This window comes from Motilibacter rhizosphaerae (assembly GCF_004216915.1).
GTDB lineage: Bacteria > Actinomycetota > Actinomycetes > Motilibacterales > Motilibacteraceae > Motilibacter > Motilibacter rhizosphaerae.
Genome location: NZ_SGXD01000001.1, coordinates 98,319 through 117,804, shown reverse-complemented (window position 1 = coordinate 117,804; position 19,486 = coordinate 98,319). Strand labels below are relative to the sequence as shown.

Here is a 19,486-nt window from a genome sequence, read left to right as displayed (position 1 = left end):
CTGGGCGGTCGTGCTGGTCCTGCTGCTGCTCGCGGTTCTCTCCACTGCCGGTGGCTGGGTCAGGCGGCGCAGGGTTGGGGTTCTGGTCGTGCTTCGTAGATCCGGCCGAGTGGGGTGCGGTGGGCGATGGTGCCGTCCTCCATTGGTGTGGTGGTCCAACCCCACCAGGTCTTGAGGTTGTGGTGGAGCCGGCAGCGGGGGCAGAGGTTGCGGCAGGTGGTGTGCCCGCCGCCCGGATCGTCCGGTTGGTCGTGGTTGAACGGGACGGTGTGGTCGACGTCGCATCGCGTGGCGGGCACGGAGCAGGTGGGGTGCCCGCAGTGCAGCCACAGCGCGGCTACCCGTGCGCGCTGGGCGGCTGTTGGTTGGTAGCGAAGCCTGTGGAGGTCGAGGAGCCGTCCGTCGGGGTCGGTGATGGCGAGCTGCCAGGTCCCGTCGGAGGCGAGGAGGCGGCCGAGGTCGGCGGGGATCGGGCCGTGGCCCATCAAGTGGGCGGGGTCCTCGTTGAGGCCGAGGAGGGTGGCGGCGGAGATCTGCACCTGCACCGCGACCGGCGCCGCCGTCCTTCTCAGGGCTGGCAGGAAGTCGCCGTCGGCGGTCGGGTCGAGCAGGACCGAGCAGACCGCGACCAGGGCATCGGCGCGGCACCCGGCCATTGCCCCGAACCCGCGGTCGACGGTGGGCAGGTCGCGGGCGATCCGGTCGAGCGCGCCGCTCACGACCTGCGCCTCGTCGGCGGTGAGCAGGGCACGGATCTCCGCCATCCCGTCGGGCAGCGAGGTGATCCGGACGGCGCGCTGCTGCACGGCGTCGGCGTGCCGCTCCGCCGCGCCGCGGGGGTCGAGCTTGGCGACCGCGCGGCGCAGGTCGCGGCGCAGCTCGCTGACGGTCCGCTCCGGGGCGCGGCGCAGCACCACCGCCTCGAGCGCTGGGATGGACTCGTCGGCCAGCACGGACGCCTCGTCGACCACCACCCGGGCGTGGGCGGGGGAGAGGTGGCCCTCGGTGAGCAGCCACCGCGTACCCGGGTGGCGGCTCGTCAGCAGCAGCGCGCCGTCCACCATCGCGGCGGTACCGCGCTCGGTCATCCGCAGCGCGAGCGCCATCTCCGCCCGCGCGGACGCCTCTGCGCCACCACCACGACCAGCGCCTGGCACCGTCTCTGCTGTCGCGGCGGTGATCTGCCCGTAGGCCGCTGCGACCGCGGTCGCCTTGAGCGCGGCGACCGCGCTCTCCAGCCGCGCGCAGGCCTGCACGATCGCGAGCCGCGCGTCGCCGAGGACCACGGACTCGGCCCTGGCCGAGGTGAGCCCCTCACCCTCCGTCGACGTCGAGGGCAGAGCCGGTTCGCCGGCCAGGGCCCATGACCGCAGCAGCCCCTCGTCCGCGCTCAACTGCCGCACGAGCGACAGCAGCACCGGCCCCACGGCGACCTGCTCGAGCGCCCGCGCGAACGGCAGCCCCGGACCGGGCAGCGCGACGACCCCGGGCACCGGACGGACTGGCAACCCGTCCCCTCGCTCAGGACCATCGCTCGAACGCATGTTCGAATCCTACTCGACGGCGGGACGGCGGGCAAGGGCCCTCGTACTCCTCCTGGCCCTGCCGTCTCGCCCCCGGAGGGGTCCGTTCTTCCAGCTGCGGCCTGTCCCTCTCCCGTGATGTGCATGATCACGGGAGGCGGGGGGCCGTGTCTGGACGCGCTGGCGTGGAGGGCCGCGCGGCTCGGGGCATCCGGCGCGCCTGCATCGAGGATCTGCTGGATCACGGGGCATCCGTGCCCGACGCCCAAGATCTGCATGATCACGGGGATGCGCCCTGCGTGTGGGCGCGCCCGACGAGAGCGCGCGAGAGCGCGCGTCACGCAGGACCCGGGCCCGCCCCCACGATCTGCATGATCACGATCGGTCGGGCCCCTCGAGCAACCGCCGTCACCGCCCAGGAGCCGTCAACCGCCAGCCGTCAGCCCCGGACGAGGTCCTGCTCGTCGGGGTGGCGCTCGAGCCACGACCGGACGAACGGGCAGCTCGGCACCACGCTGCCGCCCTGCTCGCGGACCGCGGTCAGCGCTGCCCGCACCAGTGCGCTCCCCACGCCGTGCCCCTCGTGCTCCGGGGAGACCTCCGTGTGCCGCAGGTCCCAGGTCGTGCCGTCGACGCGGTACGCGAGCAGCCCCGCGTCCGCGCCGTCGACGCGCGCGACGAACCGCGCCCCTGCCTCGTCCTGCTCGACCTCGACCGCCATGCCCGCGCCCCTCCCGCTCAGCTCCTGTGACGTGCGCAACCGTCGACCCCTCCGGACGCTTCCCGGCGTGCGGCACGCCCGCTCCTGGGAGGATGCCCGGCATGACGACGACAGCGATCCTCGGCGCCGGGCTCATGGGCGCGGCCATGGCCGCCCGCCTCGCGGAGCAGGGCCACGACGTACGCCTCTGGAACCGCACCGCGGACAAGGCCCGCGCGGCAGCGGGGGACGGGGTGACGGCGGTGGAGTCCCTCGCCGACGCGCTCGCGGGGGCGCAGGTCGCCATCACGATGCTGCGCGACGGCGACGCCGTCGAGGAGGTCGTCCGCGCGGCGCTCCCGCAGCTGCGCGACGGCCGCGTCGTGTGGGTCCAGGCCAGCACCGTCGGGGTGGAGGCGGCGGACCGGCTGCGCGGCCTGGCGGACGACGCCGGCGTCGCCGTGCTCGACGCGCCCGTCTCCGGCTCCACGTCACCGGCGCGGCAGGGCTCGCTCACCTGGCTCGTGGGCGGCCCGGCAGCCGCGGTCGAGCAGGCGCGCCCCGTGCTCGACGACCTCGGCACCGTCGTGCACGTCGGGGTGGGGCAGGAGGGCTCGCGCCTCAAGCTGCTGCTGAACCTCTGGATGGCCTCGGCGACGGTCGCCATGGCGGACGCGCTCTCCGGTGCCGACGCGCTCGGCGTCCCGCGCGACGCGCTCCTCGGCGTGCTCGACGGCGGGCCCCTCGGCATGCCGTACGCGCTGCTGAAGGCCGGGATGATGGGCGAGCACGCGTACCCCGCGGGCTTCCCGGTCGACCTCGCGCTCAAGGACGTGCGGCTGGCGCTCGACGCGCTCGGCTCGGCGCCGCTCGCCCGGGTCGTGGAGGAGCGGCTCGCCGCCGCCTCCGAGCAGGGCCACGGGCGCGACGACCTCGCTGCGGTGGCAGAGGTCTGACGCCCTCGCTACCAAGATCTGCATGATCACGGGGGAGTTCAGGGCGCAGCGCCGAAGAGCCGCCGCGAGAACTCCTGCGCGTGGACCTCGACCGCGCGCACGAGGGCTGCGCGCCCGTCCTCCCCGACCCCAGCCGGGTACGTGACGGCGAGGGCCGCGGCCGGCCACCCCGACCGGTCGCGGACCGCGACCGCCACGCTGGCGAGGCCCTCGGTGACCTCGCCGTCCTCGACCGCGTACCCGCGGGCGCGCACGGCGGTGAGCTCGCGGCGCAGCGCGGCGTACGTGCCGAGGCCCTTCGCTCCCCGCAGCGGCAGCGTGCGCACGTCGCCGAAGAGCGCGCGGACCTGCGCCGCCGGCAGGGCGGCGAGCATCGCCCGGCCGGTGGCGGTGAGGTGCGCCGGCAGCCGGACGCCGACGTCGGTCACCAGTGGCGGGCGCCGCGGCGCGCGCTCCTCGACGAGGTAGACGACGTCGCGGCCCTCGAGGACCGCGAGGTGCGCGGACTCGCGGGCGCGGTCGACGAGGGCGGCGAGGACCGGCCGGCCCGTACGCGCCAGGGGCGCCTGGCGCAGGTAGCCCTGGGACAGCTCGAAGGCCGCGACGCCGAGGCCGTAGGCCCGGGTCTCGGGGAAGCGGATGACCCAGCCGTCCTCCTCGAGCACGGCGAGCAGCCGGTAGACCGACGAGCGGGGCATGCCGAGCGCGCGGGCGAGCGATGCGGCCGGCACCGGCGCGGCCTGCCGGGCGAGGTGGCCGAGGATGCGCAGGACGGCCGTCGCCGCAGGGGCGGGGGCTGCGCGGACCGGCACACCTGCCTCCAGAGCCGCCGGGAGTGTCTAGCGGGCTGGACACTACTCGTCCGCAGGCTCTGGCGGGCGGTGGTCGCGCAGGGCTCCACTAGTGCCATGGCAGCGGTCGTGGCAGCAGGAGTGGTCCGGGTCGGCGAGCAGCCGCTGACGGTCGGGGACGTCGTCGCGGTCGCCCGCCACGGCGTACGCGTCGAGCTCGACGAGTCCGCATTGCAAGCCATGGCGTCCTCGCGCACCGTGATCGACGCCGCGGCCGACGACGGGGTCGCGCACTACGGCATCTCCACCGGCTTCGGGGCGCTCGCCACGACGTACATCCCGCGCGAGCGGCGCGTGCAGCTCCAGCAGAGCCTCGTCCGCTCGCACGCCGCCGGCACGGGGGCCGAGGTGGAGCGCGAGGTCGTGCGCGCGCTCATGCTGCTGCGCCTCCAGACGCTGGCGACGGGCCGTACCGGCGTGCGTCCCGCGACTGCCGCGGCGTACGCCGCCCTCCTCGACGCCGGCATCACGCCGGTCGTCCGTGAGTACGGCAGCCTCGGCTGCTCCGGCGACCTAGCCCCGCTGGCCCACTGCGCGCTGGCGCTGATGGGCGAGGGGGACGTGCGGGACGCGGACGGGCGGCTCACCTCCGCGGCCGAGGCGCTCGCAGCGGCCGGGCTCGAGCCCGTCACCCTGCTGGAGAAGGAGGGCCTCGCCCTCATCAACGGCACGGACGGCATGCTCGGGCAGCTCGCGCTCGCGCTGCACGACCTCGAGGACCTGCTGCAGGTGGCCGACATCGCGGCGGCGATGAGCGTGGAAGCCCTGCTGGGCACGGACGCGGCGTTCGCCGACGACCTCATGCGACTGCGGCCGCACCCCGGCCAGCAGGCCTCCGCCGCGAACCTGCGGGCGCTGCTGGCGGACTCCGGCGTCATGGCGAGCCACCGCGGACCGGAGTGCACGCGGGTGCAGGACGCGTACTCCCTGCGCTGCTCGCCGCAGGTGCACGGCGCCGCCCGCGACACCGTCGACCACGCCCGGGCGGTCGCGTCGCGCGAGCTGTCCTCCGCGGTCGACAACCCGGTCGTCACCGCGGACGGCCGGGTCGAGTCGAACGGCAACTTCCACGGCGCCCCCGTCGCCTACGTCCTCGACTTCCTCGCCATCGCGGTCGCCGACCTCGCGAGCATCTCCGAGCGGCGTACGGACCGGTCCCTCGACCGCACGCGCAACCAGGGCCTGCCGGGCTTCCTCGCCCACGAGGCGGGCGTCGACTCCGGCCTGATGATCGCGCAGTACGCCGCGGCCGGCATCGTCTCGGAGTTGAAGCGCCTGGCAGCACCGGCTTCCGTGGACTCCATCCCGTCCTCCGCCATGCAGGAGGACCACGTCTCCATGGGCTGGGCCGCGGCGCGCAAGCTGCGCCGCGCGGTCGACGGCCTCGCGCGGGTGCTGGCGGTCGAGGTCCTCGCCGCGAGCCGCGCCCTCGACCTGCGCGCACCGCTGCAGCCCTCGCCCGCCACGGGCGCCGTCGCCGCGGCGGTGCGCGAGGTGGCCGGAGGCCCTGGCCCTGACCGCTTCCTCTCACCGGAGATCGAGGCGGTCGTCGACCTCGTCGTCTCCGGTGAGCTCGTCCGCGCCGCGGCCGGCGTGACCGGCCCGCTCCAGTAGGAGGAACCACGATGACGACCGAGGACACCCCCCGCGCCGTCCGCGCCCCGCGCGGCACGACCCTGCGCGCGAAGAGCTGGCAGACCGAGGCTCCGCTGCGGATGCTGATGAACAACCTCGACCCCGAGGTCGCCGAGCGGCCGCAGGACCTCGTCGTCTACGGCGGTACGGGCCGCGCGGCGCGCAGCTGGGCGGCGTACGACGCGATCGTGCGCACGCTCGAGACGCTCGACGCCGACGAGACCCTGCTGGTGCAGTCCGGCAAGCCGGTCGGGGTCTTCCGCACGCACGAGTGGGCGCCACGCGTGCTCATCGCGAACTCCAACCTCGTGGGCGACTGGGCGACCTGGCCCGAGTTCCGCCGGCTGGAGCACCTCGGGCTGACGATGTACGGCCAGATGACCGCGGGCTCGTGGATCTACATCGGCACGCAGGGCATCCTCCAGGGGACGTACGAGACCTTCGCCGCCGTGGCGGACAAGCGCTTCGGCGGCTCGCTCGCCGGCACCCTCACCCTGACCGGGGGAGCGGGCGGCATGGGCGGCGCGCAGCCCCTCGCGGTCACGATGAACGGCGGCGCCGTCATCGTCGTGGACGTCGACGCGACCCGGCTGCAGCGGCGCTGCGAGCACGGCTACCTCGACGAGGTGGCGGACGACCTCGACGACGCGATCTCCCGTGCCACCAGGGCCAAGGAGGAGCGCCGCGCGCTCTCCGTCGGCCTCGTCGGCAACGCGGCGACCGTCTTCCCGGAGATCCTCACCCGCGGGGTCGCGGTCGACATCGTCACCGACCAGACCAGCGCGCACGACCCGCTGAGCTACCTGCCCGAGGGCGTGGGCGTCGAGGAGTGGCACGACCTCGCGGCGAAGGACCCGGAGGAGTTCACGCTGCGGGCGCGCGCTTCCATGGCCAAGCACGTCGAGGCGATGGTCGGCTTCCAGGACGCCGGCGCGGAGGTCTTCGACTACGGCAACTCCATCCGCGAGGAGGCGCGGCTCGGCGGCTTCGAGCGGGCCTTCGCTTTCCCCGGCTTCGTGCCGGCGTACATCCGCCCGCTCTTCTGCGAGGGCAAGGGCCCCTTCCGCTGGGCGGCGCTGTCCGGCGACCCCGCCGACATCGCGGCCACCGACGGCGCGATCCTCGAGCTCTTCCCGGAGGACGAGCACCTGCGCCGCTGGATCACGGCGGCGGGCGAGAAGGTCCACTTCGAGGGGCTGCCGGCGCGCATCTGCTGGCTCGGCTACCAGGAGCGGCACCGCGCAGGTCTGCGCTTCAACGAGATGGTGGCCTCGGGCGAGCTCTCCGCCCCCGTCGTCATCGGCCGCGACCACCTCGACTCCGGCTCCGTGGCCTCGCCGTACCGCGAGACCGAGGCGATGGCCGACGGTTCCGACGCGATCGCCGACTGGCCGCTGCTCAACGCCCTGCTCAACACGGCGTCGGGTGCCACCTGGGTCTCGATCCACCACGGCGGCGGCGTGGGCATCGGGCGCTCCATCCACGCCGGGCAGGTGATCGTCGCGGACGGGACTCCGCTGGCCGCGGAGAAGATCGCCCGGGTCCTGGTCAACGACCCCGGCACGGGCGTGATGCGCCACGTCGACGCGGGCTACGAGCGCGCCGAGGAGGTCGCCCGCGAGCGGGGGCTGCGCGTGCCGATGCAGGAGTCGTGACCAGCGTCTGGTGCCGGACGGCGGCACTGCCGGGCGGTGTCGCCGAGTCGGTGCGGCTGACGACCGAGGGCGGCAGGATCACCGGCGTACGAGCTGGTTCGCCGCCAGAGCCTGGCGACGTGCAGCTCGACCACGTCCTGCCCGGAGCGGCGAACGCCCACTCGCACTGCTTCCACCGCGCGCTGCGGGGACGTACGCACGCCGACGGCGGCACGTTCTGGACCTGGCGCGAGCAGATGTACGCCGTCGCCGAGCGCCTCACGCCCGACTCGTACGAAGCCCTGGCGGCAGCGGTCTTCGCCGAGATGCTCGTGAGCGGCTGGACGGCGGTGGGGGAGTTCCACTACGTGCACCACCGCGCGGACGGCACGCCGTACGCCCACCACGACATGGAGCTGGCCCTCGCTCGCGCCGCCTCGAGCACCGGGATCCGGCTCACCCTGCTGGACACCTGCTACCTGCGAGGCGGCCCCGGCGTGCCGCTCGGCCACGAGCAGCGGAGGTTCTCCGACGCCACCGTGGACGCGTGGCTCGCCCGCTGGCACGCGCTGCGCGACGAGCTCGCGGGCTCGGGAGTCGTACTGGGCGCGGCGGTCCACAGCGTACGAGCCGTCGAGGAGCGCGACATCGCCCGCGTCGTCGCCGGACTGCCTGCGGACGTGCCGCTCCACGCGCACGTCAGCGAGCAGCCGCGGGAGGACGAGGAGTGCCGCGCCGAGCACGGGTGCTCGCCGACGCAGCTGCTCGACCGGAGCGGCGCGCTCTCCGACCGCTTCACCGCGGTGCACGCGACGCACGTCACCCCTGAGGACATCGACCTCCTGGCGTGCGCGGGAGCGGCCGTCGCGCTGTGCCCGAGCACCGAGGCCGATCTCGGTGACGGCATCGGGCCCTTCCGCGCCCTTGCTGACGCCGGCGTACGGGTCGCCCTCGGCTCCGACCAGAACGCCGTCATCGACCCGTACGCGGAGGCGCGGATGCTCGAGCACCACGCACGGCTGGAGTCTCTGCGGCGCGGACAGTTCTCGCCCGCGCAGCTCGAGGGTGCGCTGACCGCGGGGCACCGCGCGCTCGGCCGGCCGGCCGTGGCCCTGGAGCCCGGCGCGCCGGCAGACCTCGTCGAGCTCCGCAGCCGCAGCGTACGGACCGCCGGGAGCGACCCCGGGCAGCTCGTCCTCAGCGCCACGGCAGCCGATGTCGGCACCGTCGTCGTCGGCGGAGAGGTCGTCGCCCGGGACGGTCGGCTGTCCGACGGCACCGATCCCGCGGGGCTCCTCCTCGCTGCCCTGCAGGGGGTCCAGCCGTGAGCGCCGAGCTCGTCACCGGCATCGCCGAGCTGACCACGATCACCGAGCAGGGGGTCCTCCACGACGCCGCGCTCGTCATCGCCGACGGGCGGATCGCGTGGATCGGCCCTGCGGCGCACGCCCCCGCGGCCGACAGCCGTACGGACCTCGCCGGCCGCGCCGTCCTCCCCGGCTGGGTCGACGCGCACACCCACCTCGTGTTCGGGGGGGACCGCAGCGCGGAGTTCGCCGCGCGCATGGCGGGAGGGGCGTACGCCGCGGGCGGGATCGCCTCCACCGTCAGCGCCACCCGCGAGGCCACGACAGAGGACCTCTTGCGGCGCGCGCAGGAGCTGCGCGCGGAGGCGGAGGCCCAGGGCACGACGTGGGTCGAGGCGAAGACCGGCTACGGGCTCGACGTCGAGCACGAGCGGCGGACCGCTGAGGTGGCTGCGGTCGTGGCCGACGAGGTGACCTTCCTCGGCGCGCACCTCGTGCCGCCGGGGACGAGCATGCGCGACTACGTCGACCTCGTCACCGGGCCCATGCTCGCCGCGGTGGCCCCCCTCTGCACGGCGGTGGACGTGTTCTGCGAGCGCGGGGCCTTCGACGAGGAGGCGGCGCGCGAGGTCCTCGCCGCCGGAGCCCGTGCGGGGCTCCGCGCGAAGGTGCACGCGAACCAGCTCGGGCCCGGCCCGGGCGTACGGCTGGGCGTCGAGCTCGGCGCCCTCAGCGTGGACCACTGCAACCACCTCGACGACGCCGATGTGGACGCCATCGCCGGCTCGACGACGGTCGCGACCCTGCTGCCCGCCGCGGACCTCTGCACGCGGCAGCCACTGGCGCCCGCACGCCGGCTGCTCGACGCCGGCGTCACCGTCGCGCTGGCCACGAACTGCAACCCGGGCAGCTCGTTCACCACCTCGATGCCGTTCGCGGTCGCCACCGCCGTGCTGCAGATGGGCATGTCCGTGGAGGAGGCCGTCCGCGCCGCGACCCTCGGCGGCGCGACGGCGCTCGGCCGGCACGAGGGCCACGACGGACTGGGCACGGTCGCCGTCGGCCGGCGCGCGGACCTGCACGCGCTCGACGCACCCAGCGCTGCCCACCTCGCGTACCGGCCTGGTGTCCCGCTGACCCACGCCGTGTGGCGCCGGGGCGTCCGCGTCCGCTGAGCACGTAGCCTCGGTTGGCCGACCGAGACCCCGAGGAGCCCCTGCTGTCCGTCGCCGCTCCCGCCGCCCGCCAGCGGGGTCTGCTCCTGCCGGCCGCCGCACTGCTGTGGGGGCTGCAGGCGGCGTTCCTCAACCCGGCGCTGGCGCTGCTCCTCGTCGCGCTGTACGGCGCGTCCGGCGGCCAGGTCGGCCTCGTCCTGGCCGTCTACAACGCGAGCGGCTTCCTCGCCTCGCTGGTCGTCCCGTCGTGGGCGGACCGCCGGCGCGACTACCTGCGCCCGCTGCTCGGGTGCGGCGTCCTCACGCTGGCGCTCACCGTCGTGCTCGGCGCGGTCACCGCCCTGCCGCTCGCGGTGGCCGGGCTGGTGGTCCTCGGCGGCCCGGCGAGCGTGGGCATGTCGATGCTCTTCGCGCAGCTCAAGCACTCCGGCGCCCAGCTCTCGGACGTGGTCCGCACCCGCGCGGTCTTCTCCTTCGCCTGGGTCGCCGGACCCCCGCTCGCCACGCTCGTCATCGGGGCCTTCGGCAGCCGCTCGGTCCTGCTCGTCATCGGCGCGGTCGCGGTGCTCAACGTGGCGACGACGCTCGCGATGCAGCGGCGGGCGCGCGCCCTGGGCGAGGTCGAGCGCCCGCGCGACGACGCCGCTGCGCCCGTGTCGAAGGTCGGTGTGGGCCTGGTGATGCTGGCGTTCCTCGCCCTCATGGCGACGAACAGCTGCTCGGTCTCCGTCATGGGGCTGTTCGTCACGCGGTCGCTGCACCTCGACGTCGAGTGGGCCGGCGTGGCGCTCGGGGTCGCCGCGGCGCTGGAGATCCCCGCGCTGCTGCTGCTCGGCCGCCTCGGAGCGCGGTTCGGCAGCCTGCCGCTGGTGGCGACCGGCTGCGTCGCGGGCATCGCCTACTACGCCGCCATGGCGTACGCCTCCGGCCCGCTCACGCTCGTCGCGCTGCAGGTGCTCAACGCGTGGTTCGTCGCGGTGGTCGCCGGCGTCGGGCTCGCGCTGTTCCAGGAGGTCGTGCCGCGCCCGGGGCTCGCTTCCGGGCTCTACAGCAACACCCGCCGCCTCGGCGCCATCGCGTCCGGCCCGATCCTCGCGCTCGGCTCGACGAGCGGCGGGTACGCACGGGTGTTCGCCGTCTGCGCCGTCCTCACCGCGCTCGCGCTGGCGGTCGTCGGCGTCGCGGCGCGCGTGGCGCGGCTGGCGCCGCGCCGACCCTGACTCCGGTCCCCGACGTCGTGGCCCTGGTGCGGTGCCAGAGCGCGAACCAGGGCCACGACGTTGGGGGACCGCGCGGGCCGGGAAGGAGGCGACAGGCCGGGTCGAAGGACGACCCGGGGTTGGGAGGCACCCGGTGGACACGCGCACGCTCGGCGACGGGCTCGAGGTGTCGGCGATCGGGTTCGGCTGCATGGGGATGAGCCAGAGCTTCGGGCCGAACCCCGGGAACCGCGACGACATGATCGCGGTGCTGCGAGGCGCGGTCGAGCGCGGCGTGACGCTGTTCGACACCGCGGAGGTCTACGGCCCGTACGTCAACGAGGAGCTCGTCGGCGAGGCGCTGCGCCCGCTGCGCGACCAGGTCGTCATCGCCACGAAGTTCGGGTTCGCCTTCGAAGAGGACGGCAAGCAGACCGGCCTGTCGAGCAAGCCCGACTCCATCCGCCGCGCGGCCGACGGATCGCTGCGCCGGCTCGGCGTCGACGCGATCGACCTCTACTACCAGCACCGCGTCGACCCCGACGTCCCGATCGAGGACGTCGCCGGCACCGTCAAGGAGCTCATCGAGGCGGGCAAGGTCAAGCACTTCGGCCTGTCCGAGGCGGGAGTGGACACCATCCGCCGAGCCCACGCGGTGCAGCCCGTGGCGGCGCTGCAGTCGGAGTACTCGCTGTTCTGGCGTGAGCTCGAGGGCGAGATCATCCCCGCCCTCGGCGAGCTCGGGATCGGGCTGGTGCCCTTCAGCCCGCTGGGCCGCGGCTGGCTGACCGGGACCGTCGACGCGCAGACCGAGTTCTCGGCTGGCGACATCCGCGCCGGTCTCCCGCGGTTCACCGTCGAGGCGCGGCAGGCGAACCAGGCCGTCGTCGACCTCGTCCGCCGGGTCGCCGACGCGAAGGGCGTCACGCCGTCGCAGGTCGCGCTCGCCTGGCTGCTCGCGAAGCAGCCGTGGGTCGTCCCCATCCCCGGGACGCGCCGCATCGAGCGGGTCGAGGAGAACATCGGCGGCGCGGCCGTGGACCTCACCGCCGACGACGTCGCCGAGCTCGACGAGGCGTCCGCGCAGATCCAGGTCGTCGGCGACCGCTACCCCGAGGCCATGCAGCGGATGATCGACCGCTAGTCGCCGTTGCCGGGAGCCTCGGCCCGGGAGCGCTCCGCCTGGACCTTCTCCTTGCTGCGGACCAGGCGGAGCAGGGTGACGAGACCGAGGCCACCGGCCATGTTCGTCACCACGGTGAGGACGAACCAGTGCGCCCAGTCTCCGTAGCCGAACGGCGCACGGCCGCCGGTCAGCGCGACGAAGCACAGCAGCGAGTCGAGGATCGAGTGGAAGAGCGAGGCGCCGGCGAGGACGAAGGCGCCCGCCACCGCGGCCACGAGCTTGGCGGGGTCGGACTCCGTGCCGTGCTGCATGCGCGTCATCAGCGTGATGGCCGCGCCCGCGAGCAGTCCCAGGCAGATGCTCCTCGCGCCGTACGCGGAGGTCGCGTAGACCCGCGCCGCTTCGACCGCCGTCGCGTGCAGCGAGGGGAAGGCGTGCGCCACGAGCCACGCCATGCACCAGCCACCGGCGATGTTGGCCGCGAGCGTCACGGCCCAGAGCCGGACGAGCTGGCGGGCACGCGCCCGCTTCGCCGCCAGAGCGGTGACCGGCACCAGGAACCCCTCGGTGAACAGCTCGCTGTCGGCGAGGAGCAGGGCGACGAACCCGACCCCGAACGCCAGCCCGGCGAGCAGGTGGTTCCCGGTCTCGTGCAGCACGAGGAGCAGGGCGAGGACGCCGAAGACCACATCGACACCGCCCATGAGCCCGGTGCTGACCAGCGCCGCCCAGGACCGGTCCAGCCGCTCCTCGCCCTCGTCCGCCAGCCGGTCGAACGCCGACTCCACCCGCGACTCGAGCCCGGTCTCCACCATGACCGCTGTGCTTCCCCCGCCTGCGGCGCTCATGTGTCGATCACGGGTACGGCGTTTCCGCTCCCGCGACCACCGGGCACCCTCCTTGCATGGCAAACGACACGCTGCAGGGCAAGACGATCGCGTTCCTCGTCGCGAACGAGGGCATCGAGCAGGTCGAGCTGACCGAGCCGTGGAAGGCGGTCCAGTCGGCCGGCGGGACGCCCAAGCTCATCGCCCCCGAGGCCGGTGAGGCCCAGGCCTTCAACCACCTGGACAAGGGTGACGCGTTCCCGGTCGACGTCGTGGTCGGTGACGCGGACCCCTCGTCGTTCGACGGGCTCGTGCTGCCGGGCGGCGTGGCGAACCCCGACAACCTGCGGACCCACCCCGAGGCCGTCGCCTTCGCCAAGGCGTTCGTCGAGGCGGGCAAGCCGGTCGCGGTGATCTGCCACGGTCCCTGGACGCTGGTCGAGGCCGGCGTGCTGCGCGGCCGGACGATCACCTCGTGGCCCAGCCTGCAGACCGACATCCGCAACGCGGGCGCGACCTGGGTCGACGAGGAGGTCCACGTCGACGAGAGCGGCGCCGGGCCGCTGGTCTCAAGCCGCAAGCCCGACGACCTCAAGGCGTTCTGCGCCGAGATCGTCGACCGCTTCTGAGCTGCTCCCTCGTGGCGCCGGTCCTGTGACCGGCGCCACACGGCTGTCCGGGCAGGGATCCAGTCGATCGGCGGTTGCCGCGGTCGGAAGATCCACTGGAGCGGCAGGAGGAACATCATGAAGGTGCTGCTGACCGGAGCGACCGGTCTCGTGGGGTCCGGTGTGCTCAAGGCGCTCCTCGCGCACGGTCACGAGGTGACCGCGCTCGTGCGCAGCGAGCAGTCCGCGTCGACGGTCCGTGCGGCCGGCGCGACGCCGCTGCTCGGTGACATCACCGACGTCGAGTGGCTGACCGAGCGGCTGCGCGAGGTGGACGGCGCGATCCACGCGGCCACCACCAATGACGGCGACGCCGTCGCGTTCGACCGCGGCGTCGCGACCGCGGCGGCGCAGGCGTTCGACGGCAGCGGGAAGTCCTACGTCCACACCGGCGGTGCATGGGTCTGGGGCAGCGGCGCCGACGTCCGCGAGGACGCCCCGTTCGACGCCCCGGAGCTCACCAGCTGGCGCGCCGACGTCGAGAAGATCGCGATCTCGCTCGAGGGCGCTCGCGGCACCGTCGTGGCTCCCGGCATCGTCTACGGCGGCGGGCGCGGCATCGCCGGCCTGCAGACCTACGGCCCCACGACTGACGACGGCCGCCTGCGGCTCATCGGCGACGGCTCGCAGCACTGGACGACCGTGCACGCCGACGACCTCGGCGAGCTGTACGTCCGGGCGCTGACCGACGGTGAGGCCGGCACGTACTACATCGGCGCCAGCGGCTCGAACCCGACGGTGCGCGAGATCGCGGAGGCGGCCGCCGCTGCCCGCGGCCTGGCCGGCGTCGCGGAGGAGTCCGTCGAGCAGACGCGCGAGCGGTTCGGCGCGGCCTTCGCCGACGCCCTCCTGCTCGACCAGCAGACGAAGGCCGAGCGCTCGAAGGCGCTCGGCTGGGCGCCGAGCCGGCCGACGCTCGTCGAGGAGATCCGTACCGGGGTCTACACCAGCTGACGCACGAGGAGGGGGCCGCCCACCGGGCGGCCCCCTCTGCGCGTCGGTCAGGCCGTGCGCCGTACCCGGCTCGTCAGCGCGACCATCACGAGCGAGGACAGGGCCAGCAGCGCCGCGCCCGCGAAGACGTGGTCCACCCCGTGGGTGAACCGCGCGGCACCTGCGAGGGTGCTGGCGCCCAGCGAGCCCGCGTCCCCGAAGACGGTCACCAGCAGGGCGACGCCCAGTGCAGCGCCCAGCTGCTGCGAGACGTTGACGAGCCCGGAGGCCGCGCCCGCGTCCTCGGGGGCCACGTCGGCGATCGCCGCACCGGTGAGCGTGACGAACGAGATCCCGTTGCCGGCGCCGAAGAGCACGAGGCTGAGCAGCACCATCGCGTACGGCGTGGTCGGCGAGAGCCGGGTGTCCAGGGCGAGGCCCACCGTGGAGATCCCCAGCCCCGTCAGCATGAGGGTGCGGGCGGAGAAGCGCCCCACCAGCACGCGGGTCGTGAGCTGCGAGAGCGTGAAGACGCTGAGCGGCAGGGGGAGGAACGACAGCCCGGCCTCGACGGGGCTGAAGCCGCGCACGCCCTGGAGGTACTGCGTGAGGTAGAAGAACATGCCGTACGCCCCGGCGTAGAGCAGGCCGCGAGCGGCGTTCGCCCCGCTGCGCGACGGGCTGGCCAGCAGGCGGAGCGGCAGGATCGGCTGCGCTGCAGCACGTTCGGCGAGCACGAAGACCACGATCAGGGCCGTGCCCGCGGCGAGCGGAGCCAGGGTGCGCACCGACGACCAGCCCGCGGACGTGCTCTCCACCAGGCCGTAGACCAGCGCACCCACACCCAGGGTCGAGCTGAGCGCACCGGTGAGGTCGAAGGGCAGCCGCGTGCGCGGGGTCTCGCGCAGCAGGGCAGCACCACCGACCAGGGCGGCGATCCCGAACGGCAGGTTGACGAGGAAGACCCAGCGCCAGGACGCGTACTCGGTCAGAACGCCGCCGGCGAGCAGCCCGGTCGCGGCCCCGCCGACGGACACCGCGGCGTACAGGCCGATGGCGCGCAGGCGCTCCCGCGGGTCCGGGTACGTCGTGGCGAGCAGCGTGAGCGCTGCGGGTGCGGCGAGGGCACCGCCCACGCCCTGCAGCGCCCGGGCGGCCAGGAGCAGGACGTCGGAGGTGGCGAGCCCCCCGAGCAGCGAGGCGATGGTGAACACGCTGATGCCGAGCAGGAACGTGCGCCGCCGGCCCAGCACGTCGCCGCAGCGGGCGCCGAACAGGAGCAGCCCGCCGAAGGTGAGGGCGTACGCGTTGAGCACCCACGACAGCCGCGCGGGAGTGAAGTCGAGCGCGCGCTGCAGCTCGGGGAGCGCGACGTTCACGATCGTCCCGTCGAGCACGACCATGAGCTGGGTCAGCAGGATCACGGCGAGCACGAGGCCGCGGCGCGCGGGTGGCGCGCTGCGCGGGCTGGGGACCGGCCGGCTGAGCGGCTGGCGGGGGGAGCGGACGGGGTCGAGCCCGCGAGCTGCGGGCCGGATCTCGAGGTCGGACATGCCGGTGCCCTTCGAGGAGAAGCGGAGGTTGCCTCCACTAAAGATACGGAAGTCACCTCCGGTTGTCCAGTGCAGATGGAGGACACCTCCGTTTCGGCGTGGCACCATGGAGGGGTGACCACGCCCGCCACCGCACCCCGACCCATGCGGGCCGACGCGCGGCGCAACTACGAGCGCCTCATCACCGCAGCGCGCGAGGAGTTCGGCGAGCGCGCGCACGAGGCCGCCATCGAGGACATCGCGAAGCGGGCGGGTGTCGGCGTGGGCACGCTCTACCGCCACTTCCCGCGCCGCATCGACCTCGTCGAGGCCGTCTACGCCGAGGAGATCGACACCCTCATCGCGGCGGTGGACGACGCCCTCGCGACTCCCGACCCGTACGCCGGGCTGACGTCGTGGCTGCAGGCCTACGCCCGCTACGCGATGAACAAGCGCAACCTGCTCAAGGAGCTGCAGGAGGCCTTCGAGCGCGACCCCGGGCTCCGCCTCCAGCTGCGCGAGCGGCTGCAGGCGGCCGCGACGCGCGTGCTCGAGCGGGCGCAGGCCGCGGGCGCCGTGCGCCAGGACGTGAGCGGCGACGACCTGCTCCACCTCGTCGGCGGGATCTGCATGTCCTCGACCGCGACCCGCGAGCAGAACGAGCGGCTGCTCGAGGTCGTGCTGCAGGGCCTGCGCGCCTAGCCGGCCCGTACGCTGCGGCCATGACCGCCGACAGCAGCGACAGCAGCCTCCTCGCCCACGTCCACGACCTCGTCGCCCAGGAGCACGAGCTGCGTGAGCGGACCTCGTCCGGCGAGCTCGACAGCGACGAGGAGCGCCGCCGCCTCCAGGCGCTCGAGGTCGAGCTCGACCGCTGCTGGGACCTCCTGCGCCAGCGGCAGGCCCGCCGCAGCGCCGGCCTCGACCCGGCCCAGGCGCACGAGCGCCCGGCGGGCGAGGTCGAGGGCTACCTGCAGTAGCCGCCCGCTCTGCCCGGCGCGCCCCGCTCGCTCTGCCCGATCGGTCCTGGAAGTCGCGCCCGCTGCGGGTGGACACTCCGGCGAGCGCGCCGACCGGCGCGCGACAGGCAGGACGAAGGGCAGGACCGACGATGCTCCGCTCCAGGTCGAGGACGACCTCCACCGTGGTTCTCTCGGCGCTACCGGTCGTGGCGGCCCTGGGCCTGGTCACCCCGGGGACGGCCCAGGCCGCGACGGCCTGCACCCCGGACGTGGGCGGCACAGGGCTGAGCGCTGCGGTCGTGGCCCACGCGGGCCAGACCATCTCCGGCCGCGACGTCGACGCGACCGGCTGCGACATCGGGATCTACGTGGGCGCCGGCGCCGACCACGTCATCATCCGCTCCACCACGGTGCACGACTCCGGCTTCCAGGGCATCTTCGCCGAGAAGACGTCCTGGCTGAAGATCTCGGACTCGACCGTGACCGGCAACGGCTACGGCACTATCGACCCCTCCGCACCCCCGCTGCCAGGCAGCGGCGTGCACTCCTACGTCGGGCAGGCCTTCGCCATCAGCGTCTTCGGCGTCTCCCACGCGACGATCTCGGGCAACCAGGTCTACGACAACGGGCGCGGCGGCATCGGGGTCATGGACAACGGCCCCTTCGACCCGGGTGCGCTCATGTCGCACCAGAACCCCGCGGCGCCCCTCGTGCCGTCGTCCTGGGTGAAGGTGTCGGACAACACCACCTGGAACAACGCCAACGGCTGCGGCGTCGTCGCGGCGACCCAGAACGTCGGCGGCTCCCTCTCGGACATCACGATCCGCGGCAACAGCATCCACGGCATCGGCTTCCAGCCAGCAGGCCCCGACATCGGCGGCATCGTGGTCGCGGCCGACCTGCCCGGGTCCACCGTCAACGGTGCCGATGTCAGCAAGAACACCGTGCGCGACTCCTTCGAGGGCGGGCTCATCGTCAACGCCGAGGCCCCCGGGTCGAAGACCATCGGGGTCCGGCTGTACGACAACGTGCTCTCCGGCAACAACGTCGGCTTCCTCGAGGCGCCGAACACGGTCGGCATCATCACGAACGCCGCGCCCGGCGCCATGAACGAGGGGACGCAGATCTACCACAACCACATCTCGGGCCAGTTCTGGGGCGTCTGGTCGCGCGGTGATCTCCCGCCGTCGCTGTCGCGCAACGACATCACGGTGACGACCGGGGGGATGCCGGTCTCGCTGAGCTGAGCGGAGGGCCGGGTGCGGTACGCGCCGCACCCGGCCGCGTCCTACGAGGACGAGGTCACACGAGGATGAGGTCTCCGACCTCGGTCACACGAGAATGAGGTCTCCGACCTCGGTCACACGAGAATGAGGTCTCCGACCTCGGTCACACGAGAATGAGGTCTCCGACCTCTTCGGGGAGCCCGGGTGACGTCAGCACGTGCCCCATCCCCGGCACCACGTGCAGCACCGCGCCGGGGATCGCGGCGGCGAGAGCCTCCCCGTGCCGCAGGGGGTAGACCGGGTCCTCGTCCCCGTGCACGACCGCGGTGGGCGCGGTGATGGACGACAGCGGCGCGAGCAGCCCGGGGGCGTCCAGCCACACCGCCTGGTGGTGGTTCGCCGCCGCGGCAGGGTCTCCTGCCCGGGCGAGCGACCGCTCGAGCATGTCCCTCGCAGCGGCCTCGTCGTACGGCCGCACCGGCCCGGTGAAGACGCGGAACAGCTCGACGTCGGACTCGACGCCCGGAGGCAGCCCCTTCGCCAGGTGCGCGAGGAACTCCGGCGCCGGCGGGGGGAGGTCGTCGGGGTCGGGCGGCAGGCCGGCCCGCGCCCGTGCACGCGACGCCCGCGGGTCGTGCCCCATCGGTGACGTCGACACCAGGGTCAGCGAGCGGACCCGCTCCGGGGCGTGCACGCCCATCCACTGCGCGAGCATGCCGCCGAGCGAGGCCCCTGCCACGGCCGCGGAGTCCAGGTCCCAGCCGTCGAGCACCGCGAGGCAGTCTCGCGCCATGTCCTCGATGGTGTACGGGTCGGCCGCGAAGTCGACCGTGCTCGACCGCCCCGTGTCCCGCTGGTCGAAGCGCAGCACCTGCACGCCGCGCTCGACGAGCCGCGCCACCAGCAGCTCCGGCCAGCTGATGCCCTGGGCCGCGGAGCCGGCGACGAGCAGGACCGCGGGCAGGTCGGGCTCCCCCGTGCGCTCGGTCCACAGCCGCAGCGGCCCCGCCGCGACGTACCGCTCCTCCGCCCGCATGCCGTCACGCTAGCGGGCGCAGTGCGGCGGGCGCCCGCGAGGATCGTGCGGCACGAGCGGACGACGCAGAGCAACCCACCGCCGCGCAGTCCAGGCCTCGTCCCGGTCGCGGCGGGTTGCTCCCCGCGGTTCGTCACGGCGCCCCACCCCTCAGCCGGGCCCCTCCGCCGACCTGGTCGACTACCCTCACCGCAGG

The 19,486-nt window shown here is 74.2% G+C and carries 18 protein-coding genes; 12 read left to right on the top strand and 6 right to left on the bottom strand.

Going from position 1 to position 19,486, the window contains the following annotated elements; genetic code table 11:
- Positions 1–59: 59 nt before the first annotated feature.
- Both EV189_RS00590 and EV189_RS00585 read right to left on the bottom strand, forming a co-directional pair.
- A complete protein-coding gene (locus EV189_RS00590; RefSeq protein WP_165400057.1) occupies positions 60–1,508 on the bottom strand; it encodes an HNH endonuclease signature motif containing protein in 1,449 nt (482 codons plus the stop codon).
- Between the two features lie 454 nt (positions 1,509–1,962).
- Complete coding sequence (locus EV189_RS00585) at positions 1,963–2,244, bottom strand: GNAT family N-acetyltransferase (RefSeq protein WP_130491021.1); 282 nt, start codon at positions 2,242–2,244, stop codon at positions 1,963–1,965.
- A 101-nt stretch (positions 2,245–2,345) separates the two neighbouring features.
- On the opposite strand from EV189_RS00585, the gene EV189_RS00580 reads away from it, so the two are divergent.
- Positions 2,346–3,179, top strand: coding sequence for an NAD(P)-dependent oxidoreductase (locus tag EV189_RS00580; RefSeq protein WP_165400056.1), 834 nt, complete (start codon positions 2,346–2,348; stop codon positions 3,177–3,179).
- 38 nt (positions 3,180–3,217) lie between these two features.
- Here the strand turns inward: EV189_RS00580 and EV189_RS00575 are convergent, their stop codons facing one another.
- Complete coding sequence (locus EV189_RS00575) at positions 3,218–3,991, bottom strand: IclR family transcriptional regulator (RefSeq protein ID WP_231115942.1); 774 nt, start codon at positions 3,989–3,991, stop codon at positions 3,218–3,220.
- 96 nt (positions 3,992–4,087) lie between these two features.
- Here EV189_RS00575 and hutH point away from each other — a divergent pair, with 96 nt between their 5' ends.
- The 6 genes from hutH (at position 4,088) to EV189_RS00545 (ending at position 12,124) form a co-directional block, all read left to right on the top strand.
- Entirely contained in the window at positions 4,088–5,644 is a 1,557-nt protein-coding gene (gene hutH / locus EV189_RS00570; protein WP_130491018.1) for a histidine ammonia-lyase, read from the top strand.
- Positions 5,645–5,655: 11 nt separating this feature from the next.
- Entirely contained in the window at positions 5,656–7,320 is a 1,665-nt protein-coding gene (gene hutU / locus EV189_RS00565; protein ID WP_130491017.1) for a urocanate hydratase, read from the top strand.
- Entirely contained in the window at positions 7,317–8,627 is a 1,311-nt protein-coding gene (locus tag EV189_RS00560; protein ID WP_130491016.1) for a formimidoylglutamate deiminase, read from the top strand. The genes hutU and EV189_RS00560 overlap by 4 nt, the downstream gene beginning before the upstream one ends.
- A complete protein-coding gene (gene hutI, locus EV189_RS00555; RefSeq protein WP_130491015.1) occupies positions 8,624–9,781 on the top strand; it encodes an imidazolonepropionase in 1,158 nt (385 codons plus the stop codon). Before EV189_RS00560 ends, hutI begins: the two co-directional genes overlap by 4 nt.
- Positions 9,782–9,795: 14 nt before the next feature.
- On the top strand, positions 9,796–11,001 hold the full coding sequence (locus EV189_RS00550; protein ID WP_231115941.1) for an MFS transporter: 1,206 nt from the start codon (positions 9,796–9,798) through the stop codon (positions 10,999–11,001).
- A 133-nt stretch (positions 11,002–11,134) separates the two neighbouring features.
- Positions 11,135–12,124, top strand: a complete 990-nt coding sequence (locus EV189_RS00545; RefSeq protein WP_130491014.1) for an aldo/keto reductase — start codon at positions 11,135–11,137, stop codon at positions 12,122–12,124.
- Here EV189_RS00545 and EV189_RS00540 read toward each other — a convergent pair.
- Positions 12,121–12,954, bottom strand: a complete 834-nt coding sequence (locus EV189_RS00540; protein WP_231115940.1) for a formate/nitrite transporter family protein — start codon at positions 12,952–12,954, stop codon at positions 12,121–12,123. The two genes, EV189_RS00545 and EV189_RS00540, sit on opposite strands and share 4 nt — an antisense overlap.
- 56 nt (positions 12,955–13,010) lie before the next feature.
- Here EV189_RS00540 and EV189_RS00535 point away from each other — a divergent pair, with 56 nt between their 5' ends.
- Together EV189_RS00535 and EV189_RS00530 are read left to right on the top strand one after the other, a co-directional pair.
- Positions 13,011–13,562 carry a type 1 glutamine amidotransferase domain-containing protein gene (locus EV189_RS00535; protein WP_130491013.1) on the top strand — a complete coding sequence of 184 codons (552 nt, stop codon included), beginning with the start codon at positions 13,011–13,013 and terminating at the stop codon, positions 13,560–13,562.
- Between the two features lie 117 nt (positions 13,563–13,679).
- Complete coding sequence (locus EV189_RS00530; protein WP_130491012.1) at positions 13,680–14,555, top strand: NAD-dependent epimerase/dehydratase family protein; 876 nt, start codon at positions 13,680–13,682, stop codon at positions 14,553–14,555.
- Between the two features lie 47 nt (positions 14,556–14,602).
- On the opposite strand, the gene EV189_RS00525 is transcribed toward EV189_RS00530, so the two are convergent.
- Positions 14,603–16,087 carry an MFS transporter gene (locus EV189_RS00525; RefSeq protein ID WP_165400055.1) on the bottom strand — a complete coding sequence of 495 codons (1,485 nt, stop codon included), beginning with the start codon at positions 16,085–16,087 and terminating at the stop codon, positions 14,603–14,605.
- 114 nt (positions 16,088–16,201) lie between these two features.
- On the opposite strand from EV189_RS00525, the gene EV189_RS00520 reads away from it, so the two are divergent.
- The 3 genes from EV189_RS00520 to EV189_RS00510 all read left to right on the top strand — a co-directional run bounded on the left by EV189_RS00520 (position 16,202) and on the right by EV189_RS00510 (position 18,275).
- Positions 16,202–16,768 carry a TetR/AcrR family transcriptional regulator gene (locus EV189_RS00520; protein ID WP_165400054.1) on the top strand — a complete coding sequence of 189 codons (567 nt, stop codon included), beginning with the start codon at positions 16,202–16,204 and terminating at the stop codon, positions 16,766–16,768.
- Between the two features lie 20 nt (positions 16,769–16,788).
- A complete protein-coding gene (locus EV189_RS00515; protein ID WP_130491009.1) occupies positions 16,789–17,046 on the top strand; it encodes a DUF2630 family protein in 258 nt (85 codons plus the stop codon).
- 164 nt (positions 17,047–17,210) lie between these two features.
- Complete coding sequence (locus EV189_RS00510; RefSeq protein WP_165400053.1) at positions 17,211–18,275, top strand: right-handed parallel beta-helix repeat-containing protein; 1,065 nt, start codon at positions 17,211–17,213, stop codon at positions 18,273–18,275.
- Between the two features lie 142 nt (positions 18,276–18,417).
- Here the strand turns inward: EV189_RS00510 and EV189_RS00505 are convergent, their stop codons facing one another.
- A complete protein-coding gene (locus EV189_RS00505) occupies positions 18,418–19,290 on the bottom strand; it encodes an alpha/beta fold hydrolase (RefSeq protein ID WP_130491007.1) in 873 nt (290 codons plus the stop codon).
- Between the last annotated feature and the right edge of the window lie 196 nt (positions 19,291–19,486).